Annotated in this window: 16 protein-coding genes and 3 pseudogenes; 11 read left to right on the plus strand and 8 right to left on the minus strand. The window is 61.2% G+C overall.

The annotated features are described in order from the left end of the window. Nucleotides 1-168: 168 nt before the first annotated feature. The 6 genes and pseudogenes from IFT99_RS03210 to IFT99_RS26635 all read left to right on the plus strand — a co-directional run. A pseudogene (locus tag IFT99_RS03210) lies at nt 169-1,268 on the plus strand (DUF6531 domain-containing protein); the annotation flags it as partial. A 114-nt stretch (nt 1,269-1,382) separates the two neighbouring features. Beyond that, the gene (locus IFT99_RS03215; RefSeq protein WP_192130408.1) at nt 1,383-1,736 is read left to right on the plus strand and encodes an SMI1/KNR4 family protein; all 354 of its coding nucleotides are present in this window, start codon (nt 1,383-1,385) and stop codon (nt 1,734-1,736) included. A gap of 70 nt (nt 1,737-1,806) precedes the next feature. Then, the gene (locus IFT99_RS03220) at nt 1,807-2,109 is read left to right on the plus strand and encodes a hypothetical protein (protein WP_192130409.1); all 303 of its coding nucleotides are present in this window, start codon (nt 1,807-1,809) and stop codon (nt 2,107-2,109) included. An 89-nt stretch (nt 2,110-2,198) separates the two neighbouring features. Then, a complete protein-coding gene (locus IFT99_RS03225) occupies nt 2,199-2,885 on the plus strand; it encodes a hypothetical protein (protein WP_192130410.1) in 687 nt (228 codons plus the stop codon). Nucleotides 2,886-3,448: 563 nt separating this feature from the next. Beyond that, nucleotides 3,449-3,724, plus strand: coding sequence for a hypothetical protein (locus IFT99_RS26225; protein ID WP_244656872.1), 276 nt, complete (start codon nt 3,449-3,451; stop codon nt 3,722-3,724). A gap of 53 nt (nt 3,725-3,777) precedes the next feature. Beyond that, nucleotides 3,778-4,029: pseudogene (locus IFT99_RS26635) on the plus strand (hypothetical protein); the annotation flags it as partial. Nucleotide 4,030: 1 nt separating this feature from the next. On the opposite strand, the gene IFT99_RS03240 reads toward IFT99_RS26635, so the two are convergent. Next, nucleotides 4,031-4,516 carry a GNAT family N-acetyltransferase gene (locus tag IFT99_RS03240; protein ID WP_192130412.1) on the minus strand — a complete coding sequence of 162 codons (486 nt, stop codon included), beginning with the start codon at nt 4,514-4,516 and terminating at the stop codon, nt 4,031-4,033. 17 nt (nt 4,517-4,533) lie between these two features. After that, nucleotides 4,534-5,454: a LysR substrate-binding domain-containing protein gene (locus tag IFT99_RS03245; RefSeq protein WP_192130413.1), complete on the minus strand. Its 921-nt coding sequence runs from the start codon at nt 5,452-5,454 to the stop codon at nt 4,534-4,536. 130 nt (nt 5,455-5,584) lie between these two features. Here IFT99_RS03245 and IFT99_RS03250 point away from each other — a divergent pair, with 130 nt between their 5' ends. Continuing rightward, a complete protein-coding gene (locus tag IFT99_RS03250; RefSeq protein WP_192130414.1) occupies nt 5,585-5,974 on the plus strand; it encodes a RidA family protein in 390 nt (129 codons plus the stop codon). 120 nt (nt 5,975-6,094) lie between these two features. Continuing rightward, the gene (locus tag IFT99_RS03255; RefSeq protein ID WP_192130415.1) at nt 6,095-6,790 is read left to right on the plus strand and encodes a tRNA (adenine(22)-N(1))-methyltransferase; all 696 of its coding nucleotides are present in this window, start codon (nt 6,095-6,097) and stop codon (nt 6,788-6,790) included. Nucleotides 6,791-6,857: 67 nt separating this feature from the next. Here the strand turns inward: IFT99_RS03255 and IFT99_RS03260 are convergent, their stop codons facing one another. Beyond that, the gene (locus IFT99_RS03260; protein WP_065988991.1) at nt 6,858-8,279 is read right to left on the minus strand and encodes a sugar porter family MFS transporter; all 1,422 of its coding nucleotides are present in this window, start codon (nt 8,277-8,279) and stop codon (nt 6,858-6,860) included. 109 nt (nt 8,280-8,388) lie between these two features. Continuing rightward, nucleotides 8,389-11,082, minus strand: coding sequence for an ATP-binding protein (locus IFT99_RS03265; RefSeq protein ID WP_192130416.1), 2,694 nt, complete (start codon nt 11,080-11,082; stop codon nt 8,389-8,391). A gap of 293 nt (nt 11,083-11,375) precedes the next feature. On the opposite strand from IFT99_RS03265, the gene IFT99_RS03270 reads away from it, so the two are divergent. Next, the gene (locus IFT99_RS03270) at nt 11,376-14,279 is read left to right on the plus strand and encodes a chemotaxis protein CheB (protein ID WP_342214596.1); all 2,904 of its coding nucleotides are present in this window, start codon (nt 11,376-11,378) and stop codon (nt 14,277-14,279) included. Nucleotides 14,280-14,293: 14 nt separating this feature from the next. Further along, nucleotides 14,294-16,549, plus strand: a complete 2,256-nt coding sequence (locus tag IFT99_RS03275) for a putative bifunctional diguanylate cyclase/phosphodiesterase (protein WP_192130418.1) — start codon at nt 14,294-14,296, stop codon at nt 16,547-16,549. Here the strand turns inward: IFT99_RS03275 and IFT99_RS03280 are convergent. Further along, nucleotides 16,502-17,344 (minus strand): phosphatase PAP2 family protein, encoded by an 843-nt coding sequence (locus IFT99_RS03280; protein WP_192130419.1) that lies wholly within the window; start codon nt 17,342-17,344, stop codon nt 16,502-16,504. The two genes, IFT99_RS03275 and IFT99_RS03280, sit on opposite strands and share 48 nt — an antisense overlap. Nucleotides 17,345-17,645: 301 nt before the next feature. On the opposite strand from IFT99_RS03280, the gene pmrG reads away from it, so the two are divergent. After that, on the plus strand, nt 17,646-18,389 hold the full coding sequence (gene pmrG, locus IFT99_RS03285) for a lipopolysaccharide core heptose(II)-phosphate phosphatase PmrG (protein WP_244656873.1): 744 nt from the start codon (nt 17,646-17,648) through the stop codon (nt 18,387-18,389). A 13-nt stretch (nt 18,390-18,402) separates the two neighbouring features. Here the strand turns inward: pmrG and IFT99_RS03290 are convergent, their stop codons facing one another. The 3 genes and pseudogenes from IFT99_RS03290 to arnF all read right to left on the minus strand — a co-directional run bounded on the left by IFT99_RS03290 (nt 18,403) and on the right by arnF (nt 21,212). Beyond that, complete coding sequence (locus tag IFT99_RS03290; RefSeq protein ID WP_192130420.1) at nt 18,403-18,696, minus strand: winged helix-turn-helix domain-containing protein; 294 nt, start codon at nt 18,694-18,696, stop codon at nt 18,403-18,405. 738 nt (nt 18,697-19,434) lie between these two features. Next, entirely contained in the window at nt 19,435-20,829 is a 1,395-nt protein-coding gene (locus IFT99_RS03295; RefSeq protein WP_192130421.1) for a UDP-glucose dehydrogenase family protein, read from the minus strand. Next, nucleotides 20,807-21,212: pseudogene (arnF, locus tag IFT99_RS03300) on the minus strand (4-amino-4-deoxy-L-arabinose-phosphoundecaprenol flippase subunit ArnF). The gene IFT99_RS03295 and the pseudogene arnF overlap by 23 nt, the downstream one beginning before the upstream one ends. Nucleotides 21,213-21,217: the final 5 nt, after the last annotated feature.

Genomic DNA, 21,217 nt, shown 5'->3' on the forward strand with positions numbered 1-21,217 from the left:
TTCGCTAACGGTTGTTTTTGCAGGTACCAGCTCATCGCCACTCCCAATGCGAGCGTTTGCACGCACCGGTATGACGGCCTGGAGTCCAGAGTTGTAAAGACGTCTGAGTTTTAAGAGCAAGCTGAGCGCAAGCATTTCTTTTACAAGGCCTGCACATGCCGCGTAGGCTATGCCAGCGACCTGACGGTCGACAGCGTGCTTGGCCAGGGTTGGGTCTTGCCGTGGGAGCAGAGCCTGCGCCGCAGCGGAAGCTTCGTTTACCTCACCGACAACCAGGGCCGCAGCGTGCCCTTTGTCGACATCGAGCCCGGCGAGCGCATCTACAGCCCCTACGAGCAGATTCATCTGGTCCGCACCCTGGGCGGCCACTACCTGCTGCAAACGCTCGACAACGTGTTTTTCTACTTCGGCGAAGTGCCGGACGAAAACACTTCGGTGCCGTTGCAGCGTCTTGAAAATGCCCCGGGCATTACCTGCATTTCACGCGTACGGTCGAAGGCACGCTTACCGACATCAGCGCGCCGGGCGGCGTGCGGATTCACCTGCATTACGACAACCCGCTTGGACGCCTGAGCGACGTCAAACGCATCGTCGACAACCTGGCCGTTGAAACCCTCGTCCAGTACCGCTACGACGACAACGGCCAACTCATCGAAGTGATCAATCGCAATGGCGATTGCATGCGCCGGTTCAGCTACGCCGAAGGCGTGATGGTCAGCCACAGCAATGCCTTAGGTTTGAGCTGCAACTACCGCTGGGAAACCATCGACGGCCAGCCGCGGGTGGTTGAGCATTGGACCAGTGACGGCGAACACTTTCATTTTCGTTATGACTTCAAGAACAGAACGTCCTGGGCCGTCGACGTGCTCGGCCGCGAGCTCGAAGTGCAGTACAACGAGGACAAACGGGTCATCGCCAGCCGCGACTTCGGCGGTGAGCGTTACGGTATCGACCTCGATGAAGCGGGCAATACGACCGCCATCAGCCTGCCCGACGGGAATCGTCTGACGTTCAAGTACGATGATTTTTCGCGCCTGGTCGAAGAGACAGACCCGCTCGGTCGAAGCATTACCTACAGCTATCACCTCAGTACCACCTTGATCACCGAAACCGCCTTCCCGGACGGCAGCGTCTGGAAAGCCCGTTACGACGATAAGGGCAATTTGACCGCTGAAGTCGATCCACTCGGCCACAAGACCGAGTACCTCAACAGCGAAGATGGTCTGTCGCACACCATCATCGACGCGACCTACAAATCGAAATATCTCTGATGGAAAAGAACTGGAGGAAGCGGATAAGTATTTTGATGTTTTTCGAGCGAAAAATATAGAAAATCGTTTTTTTGATATCTAATTGCTAACTCCCGAATGAGGGCTTTGAATATGGGCGAAAGTCAGTTGCTGAAAAAACTCAAAGAAATTGAAGTTGGTCTTGGGGGTAAGCTTGCCGAAAATTATAAAAAGTTCTCTGCTGAAGTGATACAGGGGGATGATGTTTATGAGCTGAAGCTTGTGTCAGGAGGTCAGGTATATCTTTATGGTTGTGCAGAGTTGCTTGAAAGAAATGCAGCGTATGAAGTGCAGTTCTATGAGTCTGGCTATTTTCTAATCGGCCAGGATGGAGATTTAGGATATTTTTTAAGTTTAAAAGGAGAGGATGAAGTCTATAGCTTGGATTTGGGAGCTTTAGGGTCGTTAACTATGAATAAGGAAGCTGATAGTATTTATGGGTTGTAAATATTAGCGCCAGCAATTTGATCGGCACTAAACCGACCAATTACTGGTCAACGATGCGGTATAAAATTGATTGAGCTACAACGTCAACATTCTGATGTTGACCGATGGCGCCAAGGGTCTGGTAGGCATCTACAAGATTGGCATTATAGGTTTGAAAGTCGCCATTCTCTGCACTCCCTTCGTGGTTGGTGACGCCATCATGCGTTTCGCAATTTTGTCGATAGCCCCCAAAGTCACTGGCGGCCTGCTCGGCAATCCTGTCCGAATGACTACCGGACGTAAGCTTCTGCTGGAACAGCGTCCGCAGATCCTCAACCGCGTCGACAACAGTCTGCTGGTCGAACACGCCCAAAACTCGCACCCTCAGCAGTAGACTGCAGGCTTGAGGTGCCGGGCTCGGTTCGTAATTAGTGAGTGAATGGGCCGACCAGTGACGCTCAAATAAGCAGTAGGGAATTACTGATGTTTGACACAGATCCACACCGTTTCATGTCCATCATCTTCAGCACCTGGCTGTTGTTCACGATGCAAGCGGTGTTTTCTGCAGGTATTTTGCCCAGCCTTTTATTGTTCCCCATGTGTGCGGCGGTGGTGTGGCTGAGTTGGTGGTGTTTCGATTGCGCTTACCGCACCGAAAAATTCACCCGATATGCCAATCTCAGGCTTTTTCTGAATCTCGGCTTCGCCCCAGGTTTTACATTTCTTCTGGTATTGATCGCAGCGTATAAACAGTTGAACTTAGGACCCGTCACATCACTTTCGTTGGCATGCATTCCACTGCTCATCGCATTCGCCATTTACCTAGCGCTGTATAGGTGGAGAAGCCGAACGACGGTACTGGTTGCCCGGGGAAATCGGGTCGAGGTGACCGCACCTCCTTTCCGAAACCAGTCGCTGCAGGGCGGAATAGGGGCGGCACTGTCGAGCATGATCTACCCTATGGTCCATTCCTACGACTCTCCCGCTTTATTGCTTGCCTGTGTATTTTTCGCGATCTCGGTTTTCATGCTCTTTTATCATCGGGTCAGTATTTCGTCTCTTCGCCGTTTGAAAGAGCAGGAAATCAAGGAGCGGGTGAGCTACACATTCATGGAGGTGGAGAGGATACGCGCACGGCGTGCTGCCTCATTCATAGGCCGCTGGTCATGATGGCTCTGTGTATCCGCATCGAAGAAAAAAATCATCGGAGTGGGTGTGGGAAGATTAGCCCGCCGCGCGATGAGCGATATGTACACACACCGCTACCACATGCAAGGAGCTAGCGTCTAAATGTCCACTATCTACGATCCTGACGCACGAACCGTTAACGCCCTGACACGGACGCTTTTCATAGTTGCCATTGGCTTGGGTGTCGTTGGTCTCTGGCGCTCAGCCACAGACGGATGGGTGTACGAGCTGCTGTTTTTCTTGCTCTCAGGTTATACGCTGTACATGAGATATTGGTGTGAGCGTTATACGACATTCGCCCTGAGTTACTTCACTCTGATGATTTTTCTCTTGGCCCTTGCCCCGCGTGGGTCAGTTACACCGTGGTCACGGATGACTTGGGAGGTTCTCCGACTGAGGGACGTAGAACCGCCGGGTTGATATTGGGTTTCATCGCGACGCTGTATGCTGGCCTTTATCTAACGCCTCCTCGAGGGTTCGCGTTCGACGTATCTGGTAACAGGGTTTCATTTTCCGTATCTTCCACATCCGCGGGAGCGGAAGGGTTGATTGCCGGTGTTGGGACCTTGGCCGCCTGTGCAGTGATTAAATCAGTCACTCCGTTCACCACGGGCATTTTGATCATTCTGATTTTCCTGTTTGCCACCGTTTGCATGCTGATCCACGCTCGCGACCGTATCAGGGGGTTACGCACACTGCGCAAGAGAGAAAAGAGCAAGCTCACGCCTTACACGTTCATGCAGATTGATGAAATAGGCGAAGCACGCAGCCGCTGGTGGCTGGGCAGGCTTTTGAACTGGCTTGCTTCCCTGCGCCATTAGTCAGGAGTCTGCCTGGCCAGTCTCACTTGATCTCCAATGGGCGTCGGAACCCCCGCAGCGGCAGCTTCGTTTACCTCACCGACAATCAGGGCCGCAGCGTGCCCTTTGTCGACATCGAGCCCGGGGAGCGCATTTACAACCCCTACGAGCAGATTCATCTGGTTCGCACCCTGGGCGGCCACTACCTGCTGCAAACCCTGGACAACGTGTTTTTCTACTTCGGCGAAGTGCCGGACGACAACACCTCGATGCCGTTGCAGCGTCTGGAAAATGCCCTTGGTCATTACCTGCATTTCACCCGAACGCTCATGTCAACCGCATCCCCATCTCAAACGCCCGTGTCTCGAACCCGAGCTCTTCATACAACCGCCGCGCATGGGTATTAAAGCCCCACACCGACAGGCGAATGTCCTTCGCGCCGCGCTCCTGCGCCCACCCTTGCACTCGCTCAATAAGCCCACGCCCCAAGCCTTTCCCCCAGTAAACCTGGGCCACGCACACCGAGCCAATGCGTGCAAACGCCATCGGCTGCAGCAATGGCCCACCCGCTGAAAACATCCCTGCGCTGACAAACCCCGCCGCCCGATCCCCGACAAACGCCAGGAAAATAACCTGCTCTGGATTGTTCAGAAACCCGCTCCAGTGAGGGGCATCGCGCAGGTAATCCCGGGTTTCAGCCGCATAAATATCAGGACGTTCTGCATGGTGAATGGCGTTGAGCAACTGCCCCAGCTCGCAGATCACTGCCACGTCCTCAACCGTCGCCTCTCGGTAGCTGATCACTTCGTCCATCGCACCTTCATCCTTGTTTAATCGTGAGATCGGCTGTTGTACCCGTCGCCCATCAACTCCACAACCCAGTCGATGAACACCCGCAGCTTGATGCTGATGTGTCGGTTGGGCGGGAAGGCCACGTACATCGGCATCGACTCCAGCTGCCAGTCCTCGAACAACGCCACCAGCTCACCGCTGAGCACCGACGGCTGGGCCATGTACTGCGGCAGCCAGAGGGCACCCATGCCGGCAAGGCCTGCCGCGAGGTACGCATTGCCGTCGTCCACCGTGAGCAGGTAGCGGCTTTGCACCTGAACCCTTTCGCCGTCCCGTTGCAGCACCATCGGGAACAGCTGCCCGGTGCGCGCCCAGCGATAACCGACGATGCGGTGTTGCGAGTCCTCGAGCTCACGGGGGTGATCCGGGGTGCCCGCGCGCTGCAGATACGCCGGCGACGCGTAGACGCCCAGCTTCAGGTCGGTGATGTGCCGGGCCATCAGCGATTGGTCGGTCAGCTCGCCGCCGCGCACCACGCAGTCGACGTTCTCGCCGATGAGGTCGATCATCCGGTCGCTCACGCCGAGGTCGATCTGGATGTCGGGGTAGCGGGCGTTGAAGTCCGGCAGCGCCGGGATCAGCACCATGCGCGCGAACGGACTGGGCACGTCCACACGCAAACGCCCTCGTGGCGCGGCGGAGGCAGCGGACAGACCGGTTTCGGCGTCGTCCAGATCAGCCAGCACGCGCAGCGCACGTTCGTAGAACACCGCGCCGTCGGCCGTGACATTGACCTTGCGCGTGGTGCGGTTGAGCAGCTTGACCCGCAGCCGCGCTTCGAGCTGCTGCACCAATTGCGTCACCGTGGTCTTGCTCATGTGCAAGGTACCGGCGGCCTTGGTGAAGCTGCCGGTTTCCACGACTCGAACGAACGCCTGCATCGCGTCGAAACGGTCCATCGCGCCACCTGATTGTTTGGGGAAAGCAAACAGTCTTGATCAACGCTGCTGGTTTATCCAGCGAATCCGCGGCCCTACAGTCTGCCCACCGAAACCACGGAGCCTCCCGCTCCGCTGAAGGAGAAAGCCCATGACTGTTCGTGACGTTGTATTCCCCCCTGGCCGCCGCGCGCTGTACGAGCGCAATCGCTACTCGCCGGCAATCAAATCCGCCGGCTTGCTGTTTGTCTCGGGGCAGGTCGGCAGCCGCGAAGATGGCTCGCCCGAACCCGATCTGCGCGCCCAGGTCCGCCTGGCCTTCACTCACCTCAATGCCATTCTCAACGCCGCCGGCTGCACCTTCGATGACGTGATTGACGTCACCGTGTTCATGGTCGATCCGCAGTCGACCTTCGAAACCGCCTGGGAAGTGGTGCCGGAGTTCTGGGGCGAGGCGCCGCATCCGACCATTACGGCCGTGGGCGTGACCTGGCTGTATGGCTTCGATTTCGAGATCAAGGTCATCGCCAAGCTGCCTTAGTACCCGACGCTCAATCCGGCGGCCACGCCTCAACGCAGTTGAAATCCGCATCACAGCCCGACAGACTCACGCCCCGTTTCGGCAGGTCGTGCCGGGGCGCAGCGAGAAGGGGCGGCAACGTTGAACGAACACACATTGTCCAGGCGCCTGGAGCGAGTGGCGGCGCTGGTGCCTGCCGACGCGCGACTGGCCGACATCGGCTCCGATCACGCCTACCTGCCGGTGGCCTTAATGCGCCGAGGGCTCATCGCGATGGCCGTGGCGGGGGAGGTGGCGACGACGCCGTTCAGCGCCGCGCAACGGACGGTGCGCGAGAACGGTTTCGAGGCGCACATTCGCGTGCGTCTGGCTGACGGCCTTGCAGCGATTGAAGCGGACGACGGCATCACTGCGATCAGCCTCTGCGGCATGGGGGGCGAGACGATTCGAGACATTTTTGAGGCCGGCAAAGCGCGGCTCAACGGAAGTGAGCGGCTGATTCTGCAACCCAACGGCGGCGAGCCTGAGCTGCGCCAGTGGCTGATGGACAACGGTTATCGCATCGTCCACGAGGACGTGCTGCGGGAGAACCGCTTCGACTACGAAATCATCGTCGCCGAACCCAGCGGACCGGTGGTCTACAGCCCTGAAGCCCTATACTTCGGCCCGCTGTTGATGCTCGAACGCAGCCCGGCGTTCATCGACAAATGGCAGCGGCGGCTGCGTAACAAGCAACGCAGCCTGGTCAGCTTGCAGCGGGCGCGGCAGGGAGTCTCGGAACACACGTTGCACGACACCGCGCAGCAAGTGCGCTGGATCACCGAATTGCTCGGCTGACCCTGCGCAGTCCCAGCCCCTTGGTTTCAAAGACCCGGACGCAAGGCCCGGGATCTGAAACCTCGCATCAAAGCTCCTTCTTCATGTGCTTTTCGATCTGCTCCAGGGACTTGCCCTTGGTTTCCGGCAGGCACAGGAAGACGAAGATAAGCGAGCCGATGTTGATCGCCGCAAACACGAAGAAGGTCGGGTTGCCGATCGTGTCCACCGCGATCGGGAAGAGGAACGCGACCGTGGCGTTGAATAGCCACTGCATCGACACTGCGGTGCCAGTCAGCAGCCCGCGCACCTGCATCGGGAACAGCTCGGACATCAGCAGCCAGTAGACCGGCGAGATGCACATCTGCATGAACAGCAGGAACACCAGAATGCACGCCAGCGCGGCATAGCTCTGGGTCAGGTTCTGCGGCATGAACATCAGCACGCAACCCAGCGCCGCCTGCATCATGATCACGATGACCAGACCGGTCATCAGCAGGTGACGACGCCCGTAACGGCCGATGGCCCAGATCCCCAGCAGCGTGGCGATGACCGACACGATGCCGTTGCCGATGGTCGCGGTCAGTGCAGCGTTGGTGCCCATGCCGGTGTGTTTGAGGATGATCGGCGTGTAATACATGAACGCGTTGACGCCGGTGAACTGCGCGGTAAAGCCCAGCCCGACACCGATCAGCAACAGCTTCAACACCCACGGCTGACGCAGCAGATCGCGAGCGGCGACGCGCTTGTGGGCTTCTTTTTCCTGGGCTTTCATTTCCTCGACTTCGCGCTTGGCGGCGTCTTTGGTGTCACGCAGTTGTTCGAGCACGTCTTGCGCTTCATCGAAGCGGCCTTTGGAGGCCAGCCAGCGCGGCGACGGCGGCACGAAGAACGTACCGATCAGCAGCAACACGCCCGGGACCATCGCGATGGCCAGCATGTAGCGCCAGATACCGGGGGTGTGCAGCAACGCCGCGAGCACGGCGCTGAGCACGTAGGCCAGCAACTGGCCGCTGACGATCATCAGCTCGTTGCGGCTGACCAGTCGGGCGCGACGAGAAGGCCCTGCGATCTCGGCGATGAACACCGGCACCGTCGCCGAGCCCCCGCCAACCGCGATACCCAGCAGAAAACGCGCGGCGACCATGAACGGCACCGAGGGCGCCGTGGCCGTGCCGAGTGCACCGACGATGAACAACAGCGACAGCATGCGCAGGGTCACGCGTCGGCCAAAACGGTCGGAGAGGTAGCCGCTGGCCAGTGAGCCGAAGGCGGCGCCGACGATCAGCGACGCGGTAATCAGCCCTTCGCTGACCGGGTTCAGGCCAAGACCGCCCTGATCGAGGGGCAAGGTCATGAAGGGCAGAGCGCCCGCGATGATGCCCGTGTCGTAACCGAAAGCGAGTGCGCCCATGGTGGCGACAAGGACCGAGATGAAAATCAGACGACGCGGCGACGTGCGCTGCTCGTCTGGTTGGCCTATGGCGGCGGATGGGGTGCTGGAAGACATGGAAACCTAAACCTCTCGTGGAACGGGCCTTATGCCGGTTCGCTGACGTCGTGGTTAGGGGCATGCCGGCCCTGTGAGTTCCATGGGTCGGTGTAAAAAAGCTGACTGATCAGTCATCCACCCCGCGGCCGTCGCGCTCCGCAGGGGGCGAGGCGGGTGACGCCGTGAGTATGTCGCTGACCTTCCGCGTGAAGCTGTCCATGCCGAAAGGCTTGAGCAGCACGGCCATTCCGGCTTCGAGCTGGTCACCGCCCACCGCCGAATTTTCCGCGTAGCCGGTGACAAACAGCACATTCAGCGAAGGCAGCAGCGCACGGGCGGTATCGGCGACCTGCCGGCCATTCATGCCGCCGGGCAGCCCGACATCGGTCACCAGCAGATCGATCGAGGTCATCGACCGCAGCATCTGCAAGCCCGACGGTCCGTCCATGGCTTCGGTGACGGCATAACCGCGCTCGCGCAGGGCGTCGCACATCAGCATCCGCACGTGGGGTTCGTCGTCAATCACCAGAACGGATTCGCCACTGCTGCGGTTCTGGGGTGCGCTGCGGGCTTGGGCCAAATGGCTGTCTCCCAGGTAACGCGGCAAATACAGCGAAACCGTCGTGCCTGCGCCGTGGGTGGAACGCGCCTGAATCGTCCCGCCGGACTGGTGCACGAAGCCGTGAATCATTGACAGCCCCAGGCCCGTGCCCTGGCCGATGGGTTTGGTGGTGAAGAACGGGTCGAAAATCCGATCGAGAATCTCCGGGGCGATCCCCATGCCGGTGTCGCTGACACTGATTTCCACGAAGTCGCCTTCGGGCAGCTGCGCGGCCACTCCCGCGGCGCTGTCTGAGGAGACGTTGCGGGTCTGCACCGTGAGTTCGCCGCCTTCCGGCATGGCGTCGCGGGCGTTGAGTGTGAGGTTGACCAGCGCGCTTTCCAGCTGCGGCGCGTCGATCTTGCTCAGCCACAGGTCACCGCTGGCGATCGTCCGCGTGCCGATGGAGGGGCCGAGGGTCGAAGAGATCAGCTGACCCATCCCCGCCACCAGGCGGTTGACGTCGGTCGGCTTGGGGTCGAGTGTCTGGCGACGGGAAAACGCCAGCAGCCGCTGGGTGAGCTGGGCGGCGCGATTGGCCGAGTCATGGGCCGCGCTGACGTAGCGGTCCAGGCCGTCCACCCGGCCGTTGGAGATGCGCCGCTCGATCATTTCCAGGCTGCCGAGGATCCCGGCGAGCAAGTTGTTGAAGTCGTGGGCGATGCCGCCGGTGAGCTGGCCCACGGCTTCCATCTTCTGCGCCTGGCGCAGGGCCGAGTGGGCTTCAGACAATTCCCGGGTACGGGCCAGCACCCGCTGTTCGAGGGTTTCGTTGGCGCTGTGCACCTGCTGGAACAGCGTCGCGTTATCGATGGCGATGGCGGCCTGAGCGGCGAGCGCCGACATCAGTGCTTCGTGACGCGCGCTGAACTGCGCCGGCTCCGAGTGGCCGTAGAACAGTCCGCCGAGCACCTCCCCCGAGCGCGACACCACCGAGACTGCCAGGTAGCTGCGCACCGGCGCATGGCCGGCCGGCAAGCCGAAATGCGGCGTGATGCCGCCATAGCGTGGGTCCGGCAAAATGTCGTCGGAGCGCATCACGCCCTCGGTGAGGAACGCCGGCGCGAACACCGGGCTCGCCCGCGGGCCTGGCAACCGGGCCAATTCCGTGGGCGGCGCGCCAGACAGCGTAAAGAGATCGAAGTGATCGCCCGCAACGTTGTGAAAGTAGCCGCCGATGTGTGCGCCGGTCATCTCTCGTCCGGCATCGGTCACGGTCTGTACCAGTCGTTTTAGGTCCAGGTCGAGGGCCAGCTCGGCGTTCACCCGATTCAGTGTCTCCAGCGTGCGGGTTTCCTCGCGCAGTGCCGCTTCACTGGCCTCAAGCGCCGCCCGGGAGATATGCGCCTCGGTGACGTCGTGGCCTTCGCAGAAAATACCCGTCACCTGGCCGGCATCATCGAGCAGCGGCTCATAGATAAAATCCAGGTAGCGCACTTCGCACGGGGCGTCCGGGTGACTGAGCTGGATCGGGGTGTGTTGCTGAACCAGGCGCTCGCCGGTGCGGTAGACCCCGTCGAGCCACTCATAAAAGCCCTGGCCTGCGAGCTCCGGGAATGCCTCGTAGATGGTTTTGCCGACGTAATCGCGCTCGCCGAACAGCCGCGTGTAGGACTGGTTGACGAATTCGAAGCGGTGCTCGGGGCCATGGAGCACCGTGATGAAGCCGGGCGCCTGCTCGAACATCTTGCGTTGACGGACGAGTTGGTCCGTACGGCGACGCTCGGCGAGAATCCGGTCAGTGACCTCGTGGCCCTGATTGAGGATGCCCGCGATGCGCCCGTTTTCCCCGCGGATCGGCGTGAAACTGTAGTTCCACCACGTCTCCACCAGGCTCCCGCCACGCTCCATCATCAACCGCTGGTCGAACGCCGAAAAGCCCTCGGCATCCCGGACGGCGGCTTCGAGCTGCGGCCCGACGACGTCCCAGATAATCGGCCAGACCTCCCGCGCCGGGTGGCCCAGTACCGCCGGGTGACGATCCGCCGGGATCGGTGCCCAGGCGTCGTTGTACAGCAGGCAGAAGTCTTTGCCCCAATAGATCGCGGTCGGGAAGCTGGAGTGCAGGCAGATGCTGATGGCCGAGCGCAGAGACTGCGGCCACGCTGCCGGATCCCCCAGTGACGTCGACGCCCAGTCGAAATCCCGGATCAATCGCCCCATCTCACCCCCGCCCAGCAGGAAATCCAGCGGGCCAATTTGTACGTTGTCCGACTTCATGGGCGACATCTCGACACAGTGGTTCAGAGAAAGGGATGGACTGGGGGCGCGGGAAGATATTTCCGCTTCTGGATGAACGGCATTGACGCGCGACGCTGTGACCCGGCATACGTAGAGTATGGCACAGCGCTATCAGGGACAGGCCGGGCGTCAGTGTGACATTAATGCAGGCGCCTGTCTGGCGTGTCGACCCGTCGGGGCGACTCATCGGCGAGGCCTGGCGGCCTATCCGCCATTGCCCGGCCGGCCGGCAGCGGGCATCATCCGCGTCCATTTGCCACATGAGGGATCCCGTGTCCGACATCGCGCAGCACCCCCGCCCCCAGGGCCGACTGCTCGTCGGCCTTGGCGCGTCCGCGGGCGGTCTGGAAGTGCTGCAGCGCTTCCTGAGCCTGATGCCGAGCGATTCGGGCATGAGCTTTCTGGTGATCCAGCACCTTGCACCGACCACGCCCAGCCTGCTCACCGAAATCCTCGCCCGCTCGACTGGCATGAGGGTCGTCGAGGCCAGCCATGGCGCGCCGCTCGACGCCGACACCGTGTATGTGATCCCGCCGCACTATGGCTTGAGCGTGACGGCCGACGCGCTGGTCCTGACCCGCTACGAGGGCGAGCGCGGTCACCCTCTGCCCATCGACGCCTGCTTCGCCTCAATGGCCGAGCACCATGGGACGAGGGCGGTCGGCGTGATTCTGTCCGGTACCGGTGCGGACGGCACCGCCGGCTGCCGGGCGATCCTCGATCACGGCGGCAGAACCCTGGTGCAGTGGCCGGAGGAGGCGACCTACAGCGGCATGCCCGACAGCGCGATCCAGGCGGGCAACGCCAGTCATGTGATGAGCGTCGAGCAAATGCCCGGCGTACTGACCGGCGGCACGGATCCGGACGGCCCGGCACCGTCGACGATGCAGGGCGACGCCATCGAGCAGATTCTGCTGCACCTGCGCACCATGACCGGCCACGACTTCACCCAGTACAAGAAGAGCACCATCGCGCGGCGCATCGAGCGACGGCTGCAGATCATGAACCTCGCCAGTCAGGTCGACTACCTGAGGCTGCTGCAGGGCTCGGCGGAGGAATGCAAGTCGCTGTTCAGCGAATTGCTGATCAACGTCACCCAGTTCTTTCGTGACCCGGCCGCGTTCACGGTCATGCAGCGGCAGATCCTCCAGCCGATGATCGACGCCAAGGCTGGCGATGAGCCGCTGCGGGTGTGGATTGCCGGTTGCGCCACGGGTGAAGAGGCCTACTCGGTGGCCATCGTTCTGTACGAGCTCCTGCATCCGCAGGGTCAGGCTGCCGGGGTGGCGCCGGGGATTCAGGTGTTCGCCACCGACTTGGACGCCGATGCCATCAGCATCGCCCGCGCCGGGTTCTACCCGCTTTCCGTCGCCCGTGACGTCGGCGCCGAGCGCCTGGAGCGCTATTTCAGTCGCGTCGAAGGCGGTTACCGGGTGAAGAAGGAAATCCGCGAGATGATCGTGTTCGCGGTGCAGAACGTGATCAAGGATCCGCCCTTCACCCGTATCGATCTGCTGTGCTGCCGCAACCTGATGATCTACCTGGGGCATGCGCTGCAGAACCGCCTGATCCCGACCTTTCATTACGCGCTCAAGCCTGACGGCGTGCTGTTTCTCTCGCCTTCCGAGAGCATCGGCGGGCATGCCACACTGTTCACGCCGTTGCAGCGCAAATGGAAGTTCTACCGGGCCGTGAAGACCCGAACCCCTAAATCCATGCCGATGGACAGCACGCTGTCGTGGCTGCCCAGCCCCATCAGCCGACCCCCGGACCGCCCCGCGACCATGACCAAGGAAACCAACATTGCCGAACTGACCCGTCGGGCGCTGCTGCAGGACTTTGGCCCTGCCTCGGTGGTCACTGATCTGACCGGCAACATTCTGTATGTCCACGGCGACACCGGCCGCTACCTGCGCCCTGCGCCGGGGCAACCCAGCCTGAACGTCGTCGAAATGGCCCGCGAAGGCCTGCAGCTGGACCTGCGCAGTGCGGTGCAGCGTGCCGCCCTCAGCGCCGAGCCGACTGCCACCCGGCCGCTGCCGGTCAGCGGTGACGGCGCGACGCGCTGGGTCAGCCTCAGCGTGCGCCGGATGGGCAACACGGCTCAGGGCGAGCAGATGCTCCTGATCACGTTCCAGGAACCGGCCAGCGGCGCGGACATTCTGCCCGACGCGGTACCGGATACCGCCGCACATCTGGCGCCCGATCGGGTCAGGCTGCTGGAGCACGACCTGGCGTACACGCGGGAGAACCTGCAGGCGACCATTGATGAGTTGCAGCACCTGAACGAGGAGCTGGGCGCGGCCAACGAAGAGATGCAATCGACCAACGAAGAATTGCAGTCGTCCAACGAGGAGCTGGAAACCTCCCGTGAAGAGCTGCAATCGGTCAACGAGGAGCTGGTCACGGTCAATGCCGAGCTGCAAACGAAGATCGAACAGCTCGGCGACATGCAAAATGACATGAAGAACCTCCTCGACAGCATCAATATCGGGACTATATTTCTTGACACAAAGCTGATCATTCGCCGCTTCACGCGCGACGCCGTGAAGATCTACCGCCTGATCCCCAAGGATGTGGGGCGGCCACTGGCCGATATCTCTTCGTACATTCACTCCATGGACCTGCTGGTCCCCGCACAGGAGGTGCTCGACATGTTGATCCCGCAAGAGATCGAACTGTGCACTGTGTCGGGCAACTGGTTCCTGGCGCGGCTGGCACCGTACCGCACGCTGGACAACGTCATTGACGGCGTGGTCATGACCTTTCACGACATCAACAGCCGCATCGCCAACCAGAAGGCCGTGCAGGCGGCGCGCGAGTTGGCCGAAGCCATCGTCGACACGGTCATCGAGCCGCTGCTGGTGCTGGACGAAGACCTGTGCGTCGTGTCCGCCAGTCGGTCCTACTACCGCACCTTTCCGACGACCGAGCCGCTGACCACCGGTCGCACACTCTTTGAACTCAACAACCGCCTGTGGGACATCCCGGCGCTGCGGCAAAAGCTCGGCACCCTGCTGGAGAACGACACCAGTTTCGACGGCTTCGTCGTGGAACATGAGCTGACCGATGCAGGCCCGCGGGCGATCACCCTTAACGCCCGTCGGGTGGTGGGAGACGCGACGCGGCCGCACCTGATTCTTCTGGCGATGCAGCCTGACACTTCACACGCCTGAGGTGCGGGACGACCATGAAAACCCCGCCTTTCGAGCCCCATATCGTTCATCCGGCGAACCCTCCCGACATTCCGGACCCGGACGACAACGCCCGGCTGCTGCATGACCTGCAATTGCACCAGGCCGAGTTGCAGATGCAGAACGAGGAACTGCGCGTTGCCCAGTCCGCCCTCGAGGCCTCCCGCGACCTCTACCTGGATTTGTACGAAAACGCGCCGGTGGGTTACCTCACGCTGACGCGCCAAGGGATTATTGAAGCCGTCAACCGCACCGGCGAGACGCTGCTGACCTACCCGCGCCACCGCCTGTTGCAACGGCGCTTTGCCGGCCGCGTCGTCAGCCGGGACCGCGACCACTGGCAGCAGGTATTCGCCCGAGTCTGTCGCACAGGGCAAGCGGAGGAGTGCGATCTCAGCCTGGAGCGCACCGACGGCACGCACTGGCAGGCCCGGCTGAACTGCGTGCGCCACGGCGGCGAGACGAGCGGCATCCGTGTGACCCTGACCGACCTCACCGCGCGCCGGCAGATCGAACATCGCCTCAACCTCGCTGCCAGCGTATTCACCCACGCGCGCGAGGGCATCATGATCACTGACCCGACCGGCGCGATCATCGAGGTCAACGACGCGTTCACCACCATCACCGGCTATGAACGCGATGAGTCGACGGGCAAGAACCCGCGCTTTCTTGCCTCCGGCATGACCCCGCGTGCCGAGTACGTCAGCCTCTGGCGCAGCCTGCTGACCGAGCATTACTGGCAGGGCGACTTGTGGAACCGCCGGCGCGACGGCTCGGCCTATGCCGCGCGACAGACCATTACCGCCATCGTCGACGCCCATGGCGTTACCCAGCATTACGTCTCGCTGTTCACCGACGTCACCGAACTGCACAGCTACCAGCGGCAGCTGGAATACGTGGCCCACTACGACCCGCTGACCCACTTGCCCAACCGCGTTCTGCTTGCCTCGCGCATGCAACAGGCGATGGCCGATGCCTTGGGCAACGGCACCCGGCTGGCATTGGGTTACCTGGACCTGGACGGCTTCAAGGCGATCAATGACCTGCACGGCCATGACGTGGGGGACCGGGTACTGTCCAGCGTGTCCCGGCGCATGCAGAACGTCCTGAACGAGGCCTGCACGCTGGCGCGTCTGGGGGGAGACGAATTTGTGGCGCTGATCGTCGATCTTGACCAGCTCTGCGACAGCGCGCCGATCCTTGCACGTCTGCTCACGGCCGCCAGCGAGGTGGTGCAGGTGGGCGCGCTGAACCTGACGCTGTCGGCGAGCATCGGCGTCAGTTACTACCCGCAGGATAACGAGATCAGCGCCGATCAACTGCTGCGCCAGGCCGATCAGGCGATGTACCAGGCGAAACTCGAGGGCAAGAACCGTTTCCACGTGTTCGATGCGCAGCATGACCAGGAGATGCGTGGGCACAACGCGCGTCTGGACCGTATCGATCAGGCCATTCGCGAGGGGGAACTGCGCCTGTATTTTCAGCCCAAGGTCAACCTGCGCACAGGCGCGGTCGTCGGTGCGGAAGCCCTGCTGCGCTGGGAGCATCCGGAGCGCGGATTGCTGTTGCCGGGCAGTTTTCTGCCGCTGATCGAAAGCAGCTCACTGGCGGAGGTGGTGGGTGAGTGGGTGCTCGAAAGTGCCTTGAGCCAGATCGAGCGCTGGCAACGGGAAGGGCTGCATCTGGCGGTGAGTATCAATGTCGGCGCACGGCAACTTCAGCACCCTGATTTTGTGGCGAACCTGACCGAGCGACTCGCAGCACACCCTGATGTCGGGCCGGAAATGCTGATGATCGAGATCCTCGAAACCAGCGCGCTGGAAGACGTCGAAGGGGTCTCGCGCACGCTGCGTGCGTGCGAGCAACTGGGCGTGCGCTTTGCCCTGGACGATTTCGGCACAGGGTATTCGTCCCTCAGCTACTTGAAGCGCTTGCCGGTGGCGCAACTGAAGATCGATCAGACGTTCATTCACGGCATGCTCGACGCCCCCGGCGATATCTCGATCCTGCAGGCGATTCTGGGGCTGGCCAGCGCGTTCGGTCGCGAAGTCATCGCCGAGGGCGTCAACAGCCCCGCCCAGGCGTCACGCCTGTTGCAGCTCGGTTGTGAGATCGGCCAGGGTTTCGGCATCGCCGAGCCAATGCCGGCGACGCTGATTCGCGGCTGGATCGACGCCTGGATGGCTGACCCGCTCATGCCACATTTACAGGTCGGTGACTCCGTTGGGCCCGGACACCGACCGCTTCCGTAGCGCGGGACTGGCCTCCTCGACGGGCCCAGGGGCAAGCTGTCGCCAGCCATAGAAGGCGAGGGCAGTGAGCAGCGCACCGATCCACACGATCACCCCGGCCCAGAACGTGTGCGACATGAAATGCCAGCCTTGCAGGACGCGCGTGGTGCCGTAGATCGCCCCCAGAATCATCGAGGCATACAGGATCGCGCGGGCGTGGCGCCATTGATACCGGCGCGCGACGAAGTACAGCGCGACCATGGTGAAGCCGCCGGAGGCATGCCCACCCGGCCAGCAGCGACCGGCGCCGGCTTCATGGAACAGGCTGAAATTCTCGAACCACTCCTTCTTCTCCATCGTCCCGCCGTACAGCGTCGTTTCGACCGGGCAGTAGATGCTGGTGTGGCTTTTGAAGAAGTGGATCATGCCGGTGGTCACGGCGAACGAGACAACGATGAACAGGAAGTCCCGCCGGTGGCGGGCGGTGAAGCGCAGCAGCGGGGCGATGCGCAACCTCTCCAGCGACCTGATAAGCCGGTCGTGTCGCCCCGGTTTCAACAGCGGCCAGAGAAATGACAGGAGCGAGCCGATGATCGCGGCTTCCCCCGTGAGGTCGGGAATGATCCGCGGCCAGCGGTGGGTCAGGTTTTCAAACAGGCGATTGTGGCCAAACGGGAATTCGTGGTTCGGGTCATACAGCCAGTTGCTGATGACCTCGTCCAGCGAAGTCAGGTCGAAGACCACGAATATCCCTAGGGCAATGGCGATCGGTAAACCCAGGTTCCAGGCATAAAATCGTGGTCGTTGGTTTCGCACGCTGAGTGTCCCGATAAGTGGGGTTCATAACTTCGCCGGGAAATAAGTCGGCGCTGACGGAAGTTACGGGTGACCGGGTCAGCTCGCGGTGAAGACGATGTGAAAACGGCGTTCATATATACGGCGTGCTGAGGGTTTTAATCACAAGATGACGCTGTGGGTATGAAACGTCGTACCCCATGATCGTTTAGTCGCGTGTCTTGTTCTCCTGTTGAAAGTGGTCACGCTTGATCATCACTGTATTTTTCACGAGCCCTTAACCAAATAACCATGCATCGCTGTTTACGCTTGTTGCCATTCAATGCCGCAGATTTCCATCTGCCATGGACTGAACAGTCGGAGCAACACGATGCGCGAACACGTTAATGTATCGCCCGAACTGATAGCGGGTAAGTTATTCAACAGCGCCAGTAAATTCCGTGTACTGCTGACCGCCTCGGGTATCGTCGTGTCGCTGCTGCTGTTAACGGGGTATACCTGTTGGCCCCGTTCGCCGATTGACCTCGTCAGGGGGCAAAACATGAGCAGGGCGGGTCTTTACGAGAGCTGGAAGAAAGGCGAAGTGGTGGTGCTGGTGCGACACGGGGAGCGCTGCGATCGGTCGGATAATGAGTGCCTGGGTCCAAAGGACGGCATCACCCGCAACGGCAGCCAAGTGTCTGCCCAGGTGGGACGTTCGCTCGGTCAGTTGGGGTTAGCGCAGACCGATATCCTCGCCAGCCCGTCCAGACGCACGGCGCAGACCGCCCAATCCCTGTTTGGCCATCCGGTGGCGTCCCAGGACTGGTTGGTTGATTGCGAGAACATGAACCTCGGCCGGGTCATGGCGCACAAGGCGATCAACCGGAATCTGGTCCTGGTGACCCACAGCGAATGCATCGGTCAGCTGGAAAGTCAGCAGGGTTATCCCAGTGCCGAAACCAGCGAATACGACGGGGCGGTATTTATCTCGCTGGACAAGCGCAACAGGCCAGTGATCAGGGGCATTATCAATCCGCAAGACTGGAAGCAACTGGAGAGGGAGGGGGTGACTGAAACAACATAAGGTATAGAGTGGCTTACTTGCACAGTTGATAACCGACGCCATACACCGTATGAACCAACGGATAGGCAAAACCGTCATCGACAACTTTTCTGATTTGATGGACGCGGGTGCCGAGGCCGGTGCTCTTGTCAGTACCTTGTTCGCCCCAGAGCATTTTGGCGATCTCTTCCTTGCTGACAATAGCGGGACTTCTTAGCATCAGCAGCGCCAGTATGTCGATGTTGGTCGGGTTAAGTTTCAAGTGTTTGTCGGCGCGTAAGGCCCTGTATTTTCCGGTGTCCAGCACCAGATCTTCAACAACCAGCATAGTAATGATTCCACCCTCGCAACAGTGACGGGATAGTAGGGCCGCGATTGTCAAAAATTGGTTTGAGGGGTGTGAAGAACTCGTGGGGCTGGCGCCGGGCCCTTATTGTGGGACAGGCTGCAGCCGGGAAGGCGTCAGGCGTCACACTGCGGATCTTGTGGCGCACAAAAAGGCCTCTTCCCGGCTGAAGCCGGTCCTACTAAAAAGCATCGACTGCATCCAGCGGGTCCGGCGCCGAACCCAATTGTGGGACCGGCTTTAGCCGGGAAGGCGTCAGGCGTCACACCGCAGATCTTGTGGCGCACAAAAAGGCCTCTTCCCGGCTGAAGCCGGTCCCACTAAAAGCATCGACTGCATCCAGCGGATCCGGCGCCGATCCCAATTGTGGGACCGGCTTTAGCCGGGAAGGCGTCAGGCGTCACACCGCGAAATCGATGTCGTACACACTGGCCTCTTCCCGGCTGAAGCCGGTCCTACTAAAAAGCATCGACTGCATCCAGCGGGTCCAGCGCCGATCCCACTCTAGGCATCGCGTGCATCCAGCGGGTCCAGCGCCGATCCCAATTGTGGGACCGGCTTTAGCCGGGAAGGCGTCAGGCGTCACACCGCAGATCTTGTGGCGCACAAAAAGGCCTCTTCCCGGCTGAAGCCGGTCCTACTAAGAGCATCGCGTGCATTCCGCGGGTCCGGCGCCGGACACCATTGTGGGACCGGCTTTAGCCGGGAAGGCGTCGGCTGCTACACCATCGAACCACCTGCCACACTTTTGTACGGCATCCACTGCTTTTGCGGGATCGGCAGTTCGCAGGATTCCCCGCGCCCGATCGGGAAGTAGTGAAACCCGCTCTGGGCCAGGCGTTCGGTGTCGTACAGGTTGCGGCCGTCGAAGATCACCGGCGCGGCGAGGCGTTGCTGGATCAACTCGAAATCCGGGGCCTTGAACTGCTGCCACTCGGTGCAAACGATCAACGCATCGGCATCGTTCAGCGTGGATTCCGGCGTGCCCATCAAAATCAGATCCCTGCGGTGGCCGTAAATCCGTTGCGTCTCCTGCATGGCCTCGGGGTCGAACGCGCGCACGGTGGCGCCGGCGTCCCACAACGCTTCCATCAGCACGCGACTGGGCGCGTCGCGCATGTCGTCGGTGTTTGGCTTGAACGCCAGGCCCCACAGCGCGAACGTCTTGCCGCGCAGATCGCCTTCGTAAAAGGCGTTCACCCGCTCGAACAGCTTGTTCTTCTGCCGCTCGTTGATCGCCTCGACCACCGCCAACAGGTCGTTGGAGCAATGGGCTTCCCGGGCGCTGTGGATCAGCGCGCGAATGTCCTTGCCGAAGCACGAGCCGCCGTAACCGCAGCCGGGGTAGATGAAGTCGTAGCCGATCCGCGAATCCGCGCCGATGCCCAGCCGGACGGATTCAACGTCCGCGCCCAGGTGTTCGGCCAGTTCGGCGATCTGGTTGATGAAGCTGATCTTGGTCGCCAGCATGCAATTGGCCGCGTACTTGGTCAGCTCGGCGCTGCGCAGGTCCATGAACATGATCCGGTCGTGGTTGCGGTTGAACGGCGCGTACAGCTCGCGCATGACTTTGCGCACGGCATCGCTGTCGCAGCCGATGACGATGCGGTCCGGGCGCCGGCAGTCGTTGACCGCCGAACCCTCTTTGAGAAACTCCGGATTGGAGACGATATCGAACTGCAGCAAGCGACCGGCCTGGCGCAGCGCCTTGTCGATATGACCGCGCAATGCGTCGCCACTGCCCACCGGCACTGTTGACTTCTCGACGATGATCAGCGGCTCCGAGCGGTACGTCGCGATGGCATCACCGACGGCGAAAAAACCCGTCAGGTCTGCCGAGCCGTCATCGCGGGACGGCGTGCCGACGGCGATAAACAGCACCTCGGCGTGCTCGACCGCGCGTTGCGTGTCGGTGGTGAACTGCAGGCGTTTGTTCTCCAGGTTCTCGCGCACCAGGCCGGCCAGCCCCGGTTCGAAAATATGCACCTGACCCTGCCGCAACTGCTCGACCTTGGCCTGGTCGATGTCTATGCAGACCACGTCGTGGCCCACTTCAGCAAGCACGGTGGCTTGCACCAGCCCGACATACCCGCTACCGAAAACGCTGATTCTCATGAAGAAAAGCCCTGTGGAGGAGTGCTGGAAATGCGCCGAAGGTTGATGGTCAGCACGCCCATCACGATCAGGATGACGCCCAAAGTTTTCGATACCGTGAACGTCTCATGGAAAAATGGCAGCGCCGCGGCGAGGGCATACACCAGCCCGTAGCTGACGCTGAGCAGGGAATAGGCGCGACTCAGCGGAAGGTCGCGCAGCGCCAGCAGCCAGGCGAGCATCGACAGCCCATAGGCAATGATCGCGGCGCCGATCACCAGCACGGCGAAAGGGCTCAGTTGTGTCAGCCCGCGCAAACCCGGCCAGGCATCAGGGGAGGGCAGACGGCTCATGCCCCAGCGCATGCCCAGCTGCGCCGAACTCACCAGCGCCACGCTGCCCATCGCCC

It is taken from the genome of Pseudomonas sp. CFBP 8772 (assembly GCF_014841665.1).
Classification (GTDB): domain Bacteria; phylum Pseudomonadota; class Gammaproteobacteria; order Pseudomonadales; family Pseudomonadaceae; genus Aquipseudomonas; species Aquipseudomonas graminis_B.